The organism is Streptomyces sp. NPDC050085 (assembly GCF_044460595.1).
Taxonomy (GTDB): domain Bacteria; phylum Actinomycetota; class Actinomycetes; order Streptomycetales; family Streptomycetaceae; genus Streptomyces.
In genome coordinates, this window is the sequence record NZ_JBITJZ010000001.1 from 1314008 (window position 1) to 1326555 (window position 12548).

Consider the following 12548-nt stretch of genomic DNA (forward strand, 5'->3'; position numbering starts at 1 on the left):
CCGGCACTCCAGAGAGCGGGCAGGGAGTTCCCCTAGGACGTCCGCCTCCAGGCCTGGCGGATCTGCTCGAACCGGGACGGCAGCGGCTCCCAACCCAGCTCCCCCGCATGCTCCGCGTTCGTCTTGGCCGCCCACCGCTTCCATGCCCACAACACGCCCGGCTCGGCAAGCGGCAACCCGACCTGCTTCGTCACCCGCCCCTCGACGCCGCGCCACATCGTGTGATGGCACGTCACGAACATGCGGCCGTGATCTGCCCCCTCCAACTCCCCCACGAGTCTCTTGCGCCGCGCCCGCCAGTCAGTGAGTACGCGGTGCAGGTCATCATCCACATCCACCGTGTGGATCTGTTGAAACTTCGTCCGACGTACCGTCAGCTTCCGCGACACCGGCCGGTGATCCGACAGCCTCACCCGGCACAACTCCGCCCGCCGCGCGAGCGTCACCCGCACCGCCCCCACCATCACCGCCAGGCGCACCACATCATCCGGCGACCCCTCGGAAACCGCCTGCGACCACACCTCACGCCACACCCACTCCGCCCGCGCAGACGAAACCCACTGCTCACCCACCACAACCCCTCCATCCCACTGGCCTGCTTGAACTCCGCCCTGACACCGACCGCAGAGTGGACCCCTTGCAGACCCCCAACGGACCCCTGTTGACCAGCCAATATGGGGTGCTTGGCTCACTAAAATATCGTGGCTGGATACGGGGTGCAGACTGTTTCGGGAAAAGCAGAGTGGACCCCCGGGCGCCTGGAGCGGGCATGGCGGCCGGAGAGAATCTGGGACGCGCCTGGTGTGTCTGAAACGGACTGCCACTCGCGTCATGAAGAACCCGCCTCAGCCCCTACTCGACCGCCTTGCCGCGGAGCGTGAAGCGGCCCGGATGCAGCACCCATCCGTAGTCGGCAGGGTCGACGCGGTTTACGCCGAAGCCGTTGACGATGACGAGCCGTCCGTTCTCGACTGCGCGCAGGTGGCCGGCGATACCCCCTCCGGTGGATAGGTCGCTGCCCTGGATGTGGCGGCCGACGTAGCGCGCGGCACTCCCGGTATCGAGTTGGCCCAGCACGATGTTCCCGGACGGGCGTACGGTCTGCTCGGTATCTCTCTCGTACATGTCAGGCGTCCTGTTCGTTCTCTTCGCCGTCGCGGTGCAACATCAACCGGCCTCTTCCGTCGCGCGTCGGGCCCGGTATTCGTTCGCGATGTCCGCGGGGTCGCTGTCGCCGAACTCGGCCTGGACGGTCGCGACCATGTCGACGATGACGTCCAGGTCAGTCTCGAACTCGGCGTAGGACCACACGTCATAGCCGATGCTGCGGATCGCCGTGGCGTACGCCTCGGACGCGTTGGCCGCGTGGCCGGTCCAGAAGTAGCGCGACCAGTCGTCGGAGTCGATGCCGGCGATGTCGTACTCATCGCCGGTGATCTTCACGCCGCGCAGGGCGTAGCCGCGGATCCAGGCGTCGGGGTCGGTGTCGCTGATGAAGTCGGAGGAGACCCACATGACGGAGTACGGGGGACGGTTCCAGGCCTGCGCGTTCTCGTCGGTCGCGTAGTAGTAGTCGTGGACACCCTTGTGGGCGGCATGGAAGGTCTCGACGCCGATCTGACGCCAGTAGCCGGCGGGCCAGAGGACGAGCCGGCCTCTCGTTTTCAGGCGGCCGATCGCCATGTAGACGTCCCAGTCATCGTCGCCCTCGAAGGCGTCAACAATGCCCCAGGCTTTCACCGGCGCGCTCTGGCGGGCGACCCAGGCGTAGACGTCCTCTTCAGTGACGGAGGGCATCAGGCGGTTTCCACGACGGTGCAGGCGGCGGCAGCAACCTCGAAGGTGGCGCCGTGGGCGCGGACGATCACGGTGCGATCTCCGGTGAGGGGGTCGGTGTACCCGTTCAGGACGATGCCGGTCTCTCGGCGGCCGTCGCGGGTGACGGTGATGAAGTCACCGCGTTCGGGGGTCGGGATGTGGTTCATGACGCTGTCTTTCTTGGTTCTTAGCAGTACAGGTCGGGTTGCCGACTTTTGAGCGCTTATGCCGCCTGCGGACCGTCCCCGCGGGGGGCGAATTGATGGTCAACTGTGCCCACGTTGGGGGCGATAGCGGAGCGCGTGCAGTGGTTCGCACACCCCAGCTAGCCGCCCGGGTGAGCGAGTCATCTTCTCGCTCGTTCACATTGATAACAGTACAGAATCGAACGGGTGGATGCCGGACCGTCGGCGAGTGACCCCACTCACCCGTGAACCCTCGGTCAGATGTACGGAGCATCCAGCTTTCACCGGTTAGGTGCTCCGCACATCGAGAGGCGCGTCGAGTGAGTGGCGTCACCCGGCCTGAATCCGGCGCCACACCGGAACATTCTGTACTGTTGTAGACAGATAGAAAGACGCACACGAAAGCGAGAATGAGTCATCATGAACTACGCCGCCAACACCCACCGCAAGTACAACGACGCCCTCGACAGCCTGCACGAAATCAAGCACGACGAGCTCAACCACGCGTGGACCCAGATGACTCTCGCCATGGCATGCGAGGCCGACGCCAAGAAGCGCCGCACGTACCAGATAGCCGCACGCGCACTGGCTGTCGCGACCCTGAGTGAGCGTCACCGCGACGTGCTGATCGCCGAGATCACCGCCGAGATGGCTGCCCTGGACGCCTCTCGCGCCGAACTCGACCACCCATGGCCCGCACCCACCGTCCGCGAGATGCGCTACGCCGACTAAGTCACCCCGCCACCCGAAGGGGGTGGCTTGGAACCGCCACCCCCTTGCTGTACTGTTTTAAACAGAGCTTAAGAGAGAAGAGAGCCAAGACCATGACCATCGCCTCCCCCACCGCAAACACCGTCGAGATCCCCGCCGCCTCCCTGCGGGTGCAGCCCTGGAAGCTGCTCGGCGACCACAACCAGATCGGCGCCCCCACCTGGAACGCCGCCCGCGAAGCCGCCGGCCTCACCTGGGAGCCCACCGAGCAGCGCATCCCGCGCTGCGACGAGAACGGGCACCCGATCGTCACCGGCCTCGACGACGAAGGTCGCCCCGTCTACGAGGTCGAGGCCGACTACAAGCGGCTCACCCGCGGGCGCGGCGGCAAGACGCTCGGCATAGTCGGTGACGGCTACGGCGTAATCACCCACGAAGCACTCGGGCGCCTGATCGACCCCGTCCTCGACGTGCCCGGCACAACCTTTGAGCACCTGGTCGAACTCAATGAGGGCCGCAAGATCTTCGGGCTCGTCAAGATCGGCGACGACACCGTCCTGCCGGGCGACTTCTCACCCACAACGCCCTATCTCGCGTTCACCACGTCGCACGACGGCGGGGGTGCGCTGCGCGTGTGGGGCACCGCGACGCGCTGGATCTGCACGAACCAGATGGCCGCGAGCGAGGCGACGGGCCGCAAGAAGGGGATGCACGCGACGATCCGCCACACGAGCCTGTGGCAGTTGCGTACCGAGAAGGTTCACGAGCTGGTCGCGCAGACCCGCAACCAGTTCGGGATGATCTCCAGCCTCTTCGACGAGCTGTCCCACATCCGGATCGACGGCAAGGTCCGCGAGGCGTTCGTCCGCAACTACTTCCCCATGCCGATCGGCGCCGAGGCAACCGACAGGGCGATCAAGGCGACCGAGTCCAAGCGCGAGACGCTGCGTGCCCTGTTCGAGATGGAGACGAACGCGCCCCTGATGGGCAGCGCTCTGGGCCTCGCCCAGAGCGCCATCGAGTGGGCTGACCACCTGCGCCGCGCCGAGTCCGCCGACTCGATGCTCCACCGCAATGTCATTCGTCCTCAGGACATGAAGTTGCGCGCGTGGAAGATGGCCCGCAACGCCGTCTCACTCGCCGCGTGAGGAAGCCGTCAGCGCCCCCTCCGGCGAGAGGGGGCCGACCACTGCACTGACCTCTCCTCGCTCTCTCCGCGTAGCCCCCAGCCGAACGCTGGGGGCTTTCGCGTCAACGCATTGCGGCCACCGGGGCGAGGCCGATTGCAATGACTGCGCAGGCCAGGGCGAGCGTACGAAGGCCACCGGGCCAGCGTCGTTCGGGATCCAGTCCCTCGGCGGGAGCGAAGTCTGGGGTGTCGAGCCAGTAGGCGTCGGCGAGATCTGCGAAGCGCTGCTGTTCCATGCACGGTCAACCAGTCCGGGCCGAGGTGCGGCACGGGGGGGGGCGATGCAGGGCACGCGCGATGCGCCCATCCGAGGCAGTCGCACCGGCCGCTCGTTCGATGCCGCGGACTGGTGCACGGTCCTTGCACCAGTCCGCGCCGGCGGTTAGGTGCTCCGCGCATCGAGGCTTCCGGCGGGTGAGCGGCGTCACCCGACGCCGATCCGGCACCACCTGCTCTCACACTGTACTGTTAAAGACAGAGAGCGAGAGAGACACACGAAAGCGAGTCCGCACCATGTCGACGTTCATCAGCCCCCAGCACAACGCCGCCAGCGCCGTCATGCGCCGCGACGACCAGACCCTCACCATCCTCGTCATGAACGGCAAGCTCACCCGCACCAACAGCGACCGAGACGCCGGCAACATCGGCACACCCAACGCTCAGTCCACCATCGACATCACCGCCGAAGCATCCACCACCGCCGACCAGATCAGCTACCAGAAGGAAGCCGTCCGCTTCGCCGTACAGCAGGGCTGGACCCTGATCTCCAATCAGGGATTCTTCGCCTGACCCACCGGGGGCAACTTGGAACAGCCACCCCACTCCTGTACCGTCATAGACAGAGCATGAGAGAGTGAATCCCGCCCCATGAAGGGGCGGGAGAAGGAGCACCGCCCATGAGCCACGCCGTACGCATGAACCTGTTCGACTCCCCCGCCCTGGCCACCTACGACGACATGGGCAACCTCGTCCAGGCCAACATCGAGAACCGCTTCGGACAGATCATCGGGATAGTCCTCCCGCAGGGGAACGGCAAGGTGATGTGCGCGAGCGCCGCGAGCGGGTGGGACGAGATCGACGCGGACGACGTGGAGTCGGCCGTCGCACGCATCACATCCGTCGCGCGCCTGATCGGCCTCGACCGGGCAGAGACCGAAGACGAGGCCGAGGCTCTGCGCAGGCACTACGCGGAGCAGCGCGCCGACCTGTGGGCGACGTACGTAGCGGCCCGCGAACACCTTCAGAACATCTACAGCGTGAGGGTTGCATGAGCGGCCGACAGCCGCACCTGCGGCTATGGCGTCCGACCGACTTCGACGACACCTGCGAGGAGTGCGAGGCGCCTCCCCGCTCGCTCTGCCGCCCTGGCTGCCAGGCCGGCTACACCCACGAGATGCACCAGCGCGCCGTCGAGCGCGAGAAGGAGTTGAACGAACAGTGAGCGACCGACCGGCCGACGTACGCAAGTGGCCCGAAGCTCGTGGGGCGTTGATCCAGCGGGGCGACCGGTGCCCCGTCGGTGCGCATGACCCGATGCCGACGTACGACGGGTACTGCGCTGGCTGCCTGGAGATGCTCGACCACCTCAACGACCTGGGGTTGCTGTGAGCAAGGACGTCGACCTCGACGAGCGGCGCCTGTGGCTTGAGGCCGCGGATCGGTATACGCGGCGCTATCTGGACGCGATGCTCGCGGAGCTGGGTGACGTCGAGGTCGACGAGAAGGAGCGGCAGGCGCTGTATCAGATTGCGCGGCACGAGGGCCCCGAGGTGGTCTATCCGCTGGTACGCGTATTGGCGCGGCTCCGCGCCTCGCGGGCGGCGTGAGGCGCGACGGGTGAGTGGCGTCACCCGCCGGCGGTCCGGCATTCCTTCCATGCCATCTGTACTGTTATAGACAGAGCACAAGAGAGAAGGAAACCCAGTGAAGATCGCCCGCAACAGCCTCGACGCTCACCCCGAGTACGACCTCGAAGCCGAAGCGCGCACCGAATGCGCGCGCTGCAATGACATCGCGCCGCCGCAGTACGACGAGGATGAACTCGAAGACGAGGGATGGCACGTCATACGCGCCTTCTGCGTCTGCGAGGCACTGTGCCCGACCTGCTTCGACGACGAGCGCGACCAGTGCGACGCCTACCGCTACGACATGGGCCAGGCCGCCTGAGCTCGCCCGCGCGGGGTGACCGGCCGAACCACTCCACATCTGTACTGTTACAAACATGCCCCGAAGGGGCTTACCCGCAAGGATCCCCCATGCCCACTCTGACCTGGACCGAGCTACGGCCCGAGCCGTTCGCCGCCTATGAGACCGTCACCCCCCACGGGCTCGTGACGATCCACGCGGAGGACTGGAACTGGGAACTGACCTGGCACCGCGACGGCGAGAGCTATCCGGCCCGTGTGGACTGCGCCTTCCCCGAGACCGCCCGCGACCTGGCCGAGCACATCGCCGGTCTCGACAAGAGTGCGGCGATGTCAGTGGACGTCCGTAGCCTGCGAGAGGTGTCCAAGATCCTGGGCCTTGGGCACTCCTTCGACCGCCAGCACCCGGAGCTGCACCGATGACCGAGCACCCCGCGCACATCGAGAGCGATATCGACATCCGGCGCCAGGCCACCGCGCTACGGCGCCTGACTCAACTTGCCGCCCAGCAGCCCGAGCTGGCTGCGGTACTCGCCGACGTCGACGCCTCGGTGCTGGAGCAGCGGCTCACTCCCGCCGGCCTCGCGGACGAGGCGGCGTCGGCCGAGCGCGAGGACGCGTTCGAGACCGCGTGGAGCGAACGCCACCGCCGCATCCACGAGGCCGGTGGCGGTTCGTACTGCACCTGCGGGCACACCTACCTCCGCCACCACGGGCCGCTGACCGAGGACCTGCGCCTGCCGTGCGACGACCTCGGATGCGACTGCATGGATCTCGACGTCCAGGCGCCGGTTGGCGCCTGAGGCGCCGTGCGCGCCACGCGGCTGTACTGTTGGGAATATCAGCCAGATCAGAATCCCGACAAGGCAGTGGCTCATGAGCGCACACGAGAACAGCAAGACCCCTTGGTGGGAGGAGACGGAACCGATCACCCTCAAGGAGATTGCGGAGCGGCTCCAGCTCAAGGCACCGACTGCGACGGCATGGTCCATCCAGGGCACGTTCGGCCGGCCAGTGGGCACCACAGAGGGGCGTGGACGCGCCCACGTGTACTCCCCGCGCCTGGTCTATCTCGGCGGCCGGCGCAAGGGCATCCTCGGCGAGGACGGCACGGTCGTGAAGAAGGTCTCCCGCGGTTCTCACAGCGGCTACCCCGAGGGTCAGAAAGTCGACGTGGACGGGGTCGCGCTGCTGTCCGTGCCGCAGATGGCGGCCAAGTTCGGCGTGCAGATCTCCACGATCAACCAGTGGACGAAGCGGCGCACCATGCGCGGAAACCCTGACGACATTCCGGTGGAGGACCTGCGCGAGGCAGGGTTCGTCTACTGGCGCGAGGACACCGCGAACCGATGGGGGGTCGCGACCGAACGTCTGGACCCCAAGACCTTGAAGCCGACCCCGCGTACCGGATCACGCAGGACCCGTCAGGAGTAGCGGGCATCACCCGGACATCGTCCGGGGAAACCCTCACCCCTCCTGTACTGTTTGATTTAAGAGCAAAAGGAAAGCGTGTCGCCCATGACCAGCCAGATCAGCACGCGACACGCTTTCGGAGCACAGAAGGGGATCACACCGCATGGAGCGACCCACCACCCTGCACCACCTCAAGCGTAACGAGACGTCGTCCCTCCTCAAGCCGGAGGCCCACGTCTGTCAGCTGTCCCCGTTGCAGCTCGAATACCTGCTGAAGCCGCTCGACTGGCAGCGCGTCCACCAGGACCCCAAGGGCTTTCGGTACGTGAAGGCGTACGACGTCCGGGTCTGGCTCAACCGCGTGTTCGGCGTCGGCGGATGGGCCCTGGAAACGCTCGACCTCGACTGCACCCTGGACGTGAACTTCAAGCACGACGACGGGAGCACACGCTTCAACGTCGCCTACCGTGCCCAGGCCCGCCTGACGATCAAGGCTCCGTGCGGGCACGTCATCGCCGAGTTCGAGGACGCTGCCTTCGACGCCAAGACGAACCAGACCAACTACGGGGACGCCCACGACAATGCCATGAAGTCCGCCCTGTCCGGGGCCCTCAAGCGCTGTGCGGTGAACCTGGGCGATGCGTTCGGCATCGGTCTCTACTACAAGGACATCAAGCCTGATCAGCGCATCGTTCAGTCCATGATCCCGTACGTGGGTGACCCGCGGATCAAGAGCGAGGAGGATGAGGCGGCATGAGCAGCCGCACCGAGGCGGAGCTGGCCGAGGCCGTGAAGCGCACGGTGGAGGCCGCCGAGCATGCCCGGGCCTTCCCCCAGTACGATCTCGCCAAGTTCCGCCCGGTGCGCGGCGATCACCTCGCTGTCGCGCTCGACGCCCTCCGCCAGCAACAGCAGATGCTCCGCCGGCAGCAGGACATGCTGGAGGCCATCTGCACGCACCTGGGGCTCGACCCCCGTGAGGTGCCAGCGGACCTGTAGCCGGAAGAGATTTCTTCCAGCTGGTTCAGCTGGAAGAAATCCCCACGCTGTCACCGGCCGCACTTCGGTGACCTGCACCTTTGTCGAACTTGGATGGGCGAGGGCAAAGCCCTCCAGAGTAACGGCGCCAGCAAGGCCCGACCCACCACGGCCCCCTGGCAGTGTGCAGCTCTAGGTTCGCGCGCATGACCAGCCTCCCTGAACTCCCTGACCACGGGATCCGTGTCGCCATCGTCGGCAAGGGCGGATCCACGAAGACGACCGCGCTCGCGCACTTCCTCAAGCGCTGGAGTGACCTCGGAGTCCCGACGGCCGGACTCGACACTGACGAGCCCGGCGAAGACGAGGACGGCTCTCTCGCGACGTGGGACGAACTGTCGCCGATCGGCTGCCCGGTCGCCGCGCACCGCGACGCGATGAGCCTTCCGCAGATGGCTCTCGCCTGCACCCCCGAGCGCGGCATTCTGGGCATCGACACCGATGCGTGGAAGGCCCGTGTCGGCGGCGCCCACATGGCCGCTCTCTCCGTCGCGCACCTCGCGGTCCTGATGATCCAGCCCACCGGCATGGAGCTCCAGCGGGCCGCCTCGGTGCGCACGGCGTTCGCGACGATGCAGGCCATGGGCATGGTCCCGCCTCCGCTGCTCGTGTGCCTGACGCGAACGAACGCTTCGGCTGCGTCCCCCGGGGAGACCGCCGGGAACCTGCGCGAGGCGGGGTACGACGTGCTGAACGTGTGGATCCCCAACTCCGATGCCCGGCGCGGCTACTCGCAGTCCTTCGGCAAGCCCCTGCACGTGCCCGCGAGCGACCCCATGGCGATGGCCGCCGACAAAATCCTCGAGGTGGCTGTCCGTGGCTCGTAACACCAATGCCGATCACAACGCAGCGATGCTCGCCCACGGGCATGCCGCACGCGGGAACCTCGGCACGGCCGCCGGAGCCGGGCTGCCGATCGACGCGAGCGCCCCGTGGTCCCCCGCCCAGCAAGTGAAGTTGGTGCAGGCCGAGGCTCGCATCGGCGCTCTGGCGAAGGCGACGTGGGAGGCCGGCGAGGCATTCAAGACGATCAAGGACGAAGGGCTGCACGTCCGCTACGGGCTCACCTGGGAGCAGTACTGCCCGGCAAGGTGGGGCCAGGACGTATCCACGGTCAACCGGATCATCGCCGCCGCCCCGATCATGAAGGCCGGAGCCCCGCTCGGATTGAGTGCGCCGGGACCGGCGCGGGAGCTGGGGGCGCTGTACGCGGCACGCGGCGAGTCGGGCGTGACCGAGCTGCTGTCGGGGGTGCAGGAAGCCGGAGAGAAGCCGACGCAGGCAAACCTGTCGCGGATCGTGCGGGCGCTGCCCAAGCAGGTGCCCGATAGCGTCGATCTACGCGCCCACGCCCGGCAGTCGCTCACTGACGAGGTCCTGGACGCCGAGGTCGTGGAGTCGCCCGCGTCCCCGCGGGCGATCGAGAGGCAGGCTCTCACCTCGGGGCAGGTGTCGCTGCTGAACGAATACCTCAAACGTGAGGCCGCCGAGACCGGTCAGCCCTTCGACGAGGTGGCACGTACCCTGCTCGAACTCCTCCACGAGGGCGTGGACGGCCAGCCTTCTACTGCGACGAACATGCTGCGTGCCCGCCTGGTGTAGCCCGACGCTGCCGGCGGCAGAGTGGCGGACCTTTCGTGCGGTAGTCGGTCCTCGTGCGCCGCCCTCTCAGGGCTAGGCCTCGACCTGATCGCGCATATGAACCGGGCGGACCATCACCGTGAGCGGAGGCGCGTCGGGGGACGATTGTGACCCGCCGATGGCGCGGTACCCCCACGCCGCATAGAGGGCTTGCACTCGGCCGTCCTGGTTGGCAGGGGAGACCATGAGTGAGGCATTGACCTCGTCGCGTTCGGAGAGCAGTGCGTCGTGGATCTGTCGTGCGATCCCTTGGCGACGGTGCTCAGGAAGGACCATCATCTCCTTGATTCCGACGGTGGGCCGTCCAGTGATCTCGTCTCCGGGAGCCGGTGTCGTGCGTTTCCACCAGCGGTCCTCGAACGGGACGAGGCTGTTGACGTACCCGTAGCCGACGGGCTGTCCGTTCTCGGAGGCGATCACTGCCTCCCAGCCGATCTCTTTGCCATGGCGGGCGAGGCGCTCGGCGTAGCGTTCGACGGAGTAGTGGGGGATGTGGAGTTGGTCCTTGCGCACCTCGGCGTAGACCTCGATCAGGGTCTCCCACACGTCGTCGATGTTGCGGGCGTGCACGAGATCAGTCACGGGGACCTCCAAGGTGATCGTGGGCGTGAAGGGCCCATTGGCGAGCGTGGCTGCTGCGCGGTGCGGTGCGTCCGAGCTGCTGGCCGAATGTATCGAGCATGGCAAGCACGCGAGGGTGGGCTGTCGAGGCGTCCTGGATGGCCATGGCGCTGCGCACCGCCGGGCCGAGATCCCCCTGGCCGAGCTGGGCGTGGGCCAGGCGAGCGGTGGTGATGGCGCGGGAACGCACCATCGGAGGACGCAGGAGCGCGAGGCTCTGGTGGGCGTGCGCTTCGGCTTCCTCGTACTCGTGAGCTGCGAGGAAGGCCGCGGTCGCCAACGAATGCAGTTCGGCGCGGTCGAAGAACGCGGTGAGCCACACCGGCCGCTCGTGCTCGGCATTCTGGGAGCGCTGATAGGCATCTATGGCCAAGCCCAGGCACCGCTGGATGGCGTTGGTGTCCCCCGGCACTCCGTAGATCGCAGCATGCCGCGCATGGCCTAGTGCGGCGAACAGGGGGTCGGAACGGGTGATGCGCAGGCGGCGGGCGACGTCGTTGGCTGCGAGGGCGTCGGCGGGGCGGCCCAGGTGCCGGTACAGGGTGCCGGCGTGCGACCAGATGCGGAACTGGATTGCCTGGTCACCGGACATGCCCGCGAGGCTGGAAGCGCGGTCGAAGTGGCGCTGTGCTGGCTCGAAGCGGCGACCGTCGATGGCGGCCCACATCGCTGACGACGTGAACGATGCGGCCGTGGTGTAGATCAGGCTCTTCACCCGCTGCGAGCACGGGCCTTCGTTGAGAAGGCCGAGGGCTTCACCGGCCAAGCCGAGGGCCTGGTTCTCGATGGAGCGGCGCCCGCCCTGGCGGTGGTCCTTGGCGATGATCTCGGCGAACTTGCGGTGCAGGCGGGCGACATCACTCGTGCCGACACGGTACGGCGCACGGGGCGCGGCAGCGCCTGCGGCCAGGCCAGCGGTGAGTACGCCAAACTTTCGGCGGTCCACGGGGGCGTTGTCCTTCGTGTCAGCGGACTTGGCGGTCCGTGGGGTAAAGCCCAGTTCTTCAATGGGGCATGCGAATACGTCCTCTAAGGCGAGCCGCATCTTCGTGTACGGCCACTCAACCTCGTTCAGCAGGTTCCACACGGTGCGCGCCGTGGTCTTGCCGCGCGTACCGGTGAATGACTCGATGGCGTCGTTGAGCTTCTCGGCTAACTCCTCTTGCCTCATGCCGAGTTGGGTCATGCGCCGTTGCAGCACATCATTTGGCACCCCATCAACGTAGCGCTGGGGTGATCGCGGATGAAGGCGGAAGGTAAAAACTTCCGGTTGCTGGCGACCGGATGCGAACCGGAACTTCGTGGACCGGATGCGTCGGGGTGGCTGTACTGGATTCACCGACCCCACGGACGCAAGGAGTGCAGATGATCGCGGTGAGGAAGGCGCCGTACGACCGGAGCCCGTTCGACGTGCGGCCGACCTCCGAAGAACCCATCGACTACCCGGTGGTGCGGGAGGTAGCGCGGGCGACCGAGGAGCTGACGTTGGCGACCACAAACCGCCCGGCGTTGGACCAGTACCAGGATGTCCTCACCGAACTGGTACAGCGGCTGGTGCGCGAAGACTCGCCGGACCGTGCTCACGCGACGCTGGCCGTGTTCCGCACCGCGTACCGAGCCGTTGACTCGCCGACCAAGCCGACGGCCAACGACTCCGACTACCGGGTGTACAGCCACGTGAAGACCTTGGCGCGCTGCGCGGCATCGCTCGCGGACGTCCTGGACCCGCGGACCGCGGAGAACAAGGGCGCGAAGGTCGGCGAGTTGTGAGCGCCCACGAGGCACAGC

The 12548-nt window shown here is 66.9% G+C and carries 23 protein-coding genes; 16 read left to right on the top strand and 7 right to left on the bottom strand.

Going from position 1 to position 12548, the window contains the following annotated elements; translation table 11 throughout:
* Window positions 1–32: 32 nt before the first annotated feature.
* The 4 genes from ACIBUY_RS05650 to ACIBUY_RS05665 all read right to left on the bottom strand — a co-directional run bounded on the left by ACIBUY_RS05650 (window position 33) and on the right by ACIBUY_RS05665 (window position 1985).
* Window positions 33–572, bottom strand: coding sequence for a hypothetical protein (locus tag ACIBUY_RS05650; protein ID WP_365567276.1), 540 nt, complete (start codon window positions 570–572; stop codon window positions 33–35).
* 280 nt (window positions 573–852) lie between these two features.
* Complete coding sequence (locus ACIBUY_RS05655) at window positions 853–1125, bottom strand: hypothetical protein (RefSeq protein ID WP_365567278.1); 273 nt, start codon at window positions 1123–1125, stop codon at window positions 853–855.
* Between the two features lie 42 nt (window positions 1126–1167).
* A complete protein-coding gene (locus ACIBUY_RS05660; RefSeq protein WP_365567280.1) occupies window positions 1168–1797 on the bottom strand; it encodes a hypothetical protein in 630 nt (209 codons plus the stop codon).
* Window positions 1797–1985 carry a hypothetical protein gene (locus ACIBUY_RS05665; protein WP_365567282.1) on the bottom strand — a complete coding sequence of 63 codons (189 nt, stop codon included), beginning with the start codon at window positions 1983–1985 and terminating at the stop codon, window positions 1797–1799. Before ACIBUY_RS05665 ends, ACIBUY_RS05660 begins: the two co-directional genes overlap by 1 nt.
* Before the next feature lie 438 nt (window positions 1986–2423).
* Here ACIBUY_RS05665 and ACIBUY_RS05670 point away from each other — a divergent pair, with 438 nt between their 5' ends.
* Together ACIBUY_RS05670 and ACIBUY_RS05675 are read left to right on the top strand one after the other, a co-directional pair.
* Window positions 2424–2735, top strand: coding sequence for a hypothetical protein (locus tag ACIBUY_RS05670; RefSeq protein WP_365567283.1), 312 nt, complete (start codon window positions 2424–2426; stop codon window positions 2733–2735).
* 92 nt (window positions 2736–2827) lie between these two features.
* Window positions 2828–3862, top strand: a complete 1035-nt coding sequence (locus tag ACIBUY_RS05675; RefSeq protein WP_365567285.1) for a DUF932 domain-containing protein — start codon at window positions 2828–2830, stop codon at window positions 3860–3862.
* 103 nt (window positions 3863–3965) lie between these two features.
* Here the strand turns inward: ACIBUY_RS05675 and ACIBUY_RS05680 are convergent, their stop codons facing one another.
* Window positions 3966–4139: a hypothetical protein gene (locus ACIBUY_RS05680; protein WP_365567287.1), complete on the bottom strand. Its 174-nt coding sequence runs from the start codon at window positions 4137–4139 to the stop codon at window positions 3966–3968.
* Between the two features lie 277 nt (window positions 4140–4416).
* On the opposite strand from ACIBUY_RS05680, the gene ACIBUY_RS05685 reads away from it, so the two are divergent.
* The 13 genes from ACIBUY_RS05685 (at window position 4417) to ACIBUY_RS05745 (ending at window position 10100) form a co-directional block, all read left to right on the top strand.
* Window positions 4417–4692: a hypothetical protein gene (locus tag ACIBUY_RS05685; protein WP_365567289.1), complete on the top strand. Its 276-nt coding sequence runs from the start codon at window positions 4417–4419 to the stop codon at window positions 4690–4692.
* A gap of 107 nt (window positions 4693–4799) precedes the next feature.
* Entirely contained in the window at window positions 4800–5174 is a 375-nt protein-coding gene (locus ACIBUY_RS05690; RefSeq protein ID WP_365567291.1) for a hypothetical protein, read from the top strand.
* Window positions 5171–5344, top strand: a complete 174-nt coding sequence (locus ACIBUY_RS05695) for a hypothetical protein (RefSeq protein ID WP_365567293.1) — start codon at window positions 5171–5173, stop codon at window positions 5342–5344. Before ACIBUY_RS05690 ends, ACIBUY_RS05695 begins: the two co-directional genes overlap by 4 nt.
* The gene (locus ACIBUY_RS05700) at window positions 5341–5511 is read left to right on the top strand and encodes a hypothetical protein (protein ID WP_365567295.1); all 171 of its coding nucleotides are present in this window, start codon (window positions 5341–5343) and stop codon (window positions 5509–5511) included. Before ACIBUY_RS05695 ends, ACIBUY_RS05700 begins: the two co-directional genes overlap by 4 nt.
* Complete coding sequence (locus tag ACIBUY_RS05705; RefSeq protein ID WP_365567297.1) at window positions 5508–5729, top strand: hypothetical protein; 222 nt, start codon at window positions 5508–5510, stop codon at window positions 5727–5729. Before ACIBUY_RS05700 ends, ACIBUY_RS05705 begins: the two co-directional genes overlap by 4 nt.
* 97 nt (window positions 5730–5826) lie before the next feature.
* The gene (locus ACIBUY_RS05710) at window positions 5827–6069 is read left to right on the top strand and encodes a hypothetical protein (RefSeq protein WP_365567299.1); all 243 of its coding nucleotides are present in this window, start codon (window positions 5827–5829) and stop codon (window positions 6067–6069) included.
* Window positions 6070–6158: 89 nt separating this feature from the next.
* Window positions 6159–6470 (top strand): hypothetical protein, encoded by a 312-nt coding sequence (locus ACIBUY_RS05715; protein WP_365567301.1) that lies wholly within the window; start codon window positions 6159–6161, stop codon window positions 6468–6470.
* Window positions 6467–6850, top strand: a complete 384-nt coding sequence (locus ACIBUY_RS05720; RefSeq protein WP_365567303.1) for a hypothetical protein — start codon at window positions 6467–6469, stop codon at window positions 6848–6850. The genes ACIBUY_RS05715 and ACIBUY_RS05720 overlap by 4 nt, the downstream gene beginning before the upstream one ends.
* Window positions 6851–6923: 73 nt before the next feature.
* Entirely contained in the window at window positions 6924–7481 is a 558-nt protein-coding gene (locus ACIBUY_RS05725) for a hypothetical protein (RefSeq protein ID WP_365567305.1), read from the top strand.
* Between the two features lie 142 nt (window positions 7482–7623).
* The gene (locus tag ACIBUY_RS05730; RefSeq protein ID WP_365567307.1) at window positions 7624–8217 is read left to right on the top strand and encodes a Rad52/Rad22 family DNA repair protein; all 594 of its coding nucleotides are present in this window, start codon (window positions 7624–7626) and stop codon (window positions 8215–8217) included.
* Window positions 8214–8459 (top strand): hypothetical protein, encoded by a 246-nt coding sequence (locus tag ACIBUY_RS05735; RefSeq protein ID WP_365567309.1) that lies wholly within the window; start codon window positions 8214–8216, stop codon window positions 8457–8459. Before ACIBUY_RS05730 ends, ACIBUY_RS05735 begins: the two co-directional genes overlap by 4 nt.
* Window positions 8460–8644: 185 nt before the next feature.
* Complete coding sequence (locus tag ACIBUY_RS05740; protein ID WP_365567311.1) at window positions 8645–9325, top strand: hypothetical protein; 681 nt, start codon at window positions 8645–8647, stop codon at window positions 9323–9325.
* Window positions 9315–10100, top strand: coding sequence for a hypothetical protein (locus ACIBUY_RS05745; protein WP_365567313.1), 786 nt, complete (start codon window positions 9315–9317; stop codon window positions 10098–10100). Before ACIBUY_RS05740 ends, ACIBUY_RS05745 begins: the two co-directional genes overlap by 11 nt.
* Before the next feature lie 72 nt (window positions 10101–10172).
* On the opposite strand, the gene ACIBUY_RS05750 is transcribed toward ACIBUY_RS05745, so the two are convergent.
* Window positions 10173–10721, bottom strand: coding sequence for a GNAT family N-acetyltransferase (locus ACIBUY_RS05750; protein WP_365567314.1), 549 nt, complete (start codon window positions 10719–10721; stop codon window positions 10173–10175).
* A complete protein-coding gene (locus ACIBUY_RS05755) occupies window positions 10714–11973 on the bottom strand; it encodes an XRE family transcriptional regulator (protein ID WP_365567316.1) in 1260 nt (419 codons plus the stop codon). Before ACIBUY_RS05755 ends, ACIBUY_RS05750 begins: the two co-directional genes overlap by 8 nt.
* Before the next feature lie 152 nt (window positions 11974–12125).
* On the opposite strand from ACIBUY_RS05755, the gene ACIBUY_RS05760 reads away from it, so the two are divergent.
* Complete coding sequence (locus tag ACIBUY_RS05760) at window positions 12126–12530, top strand: hypothetical protein (protein WP_365567318.1); 405 nt, start codon at window positions 12126–12128, stop codon at window positions 12528–12530.
* The last annotated feature ends 18 nt before the right edge of the window (window positions 12531–12548 follow it).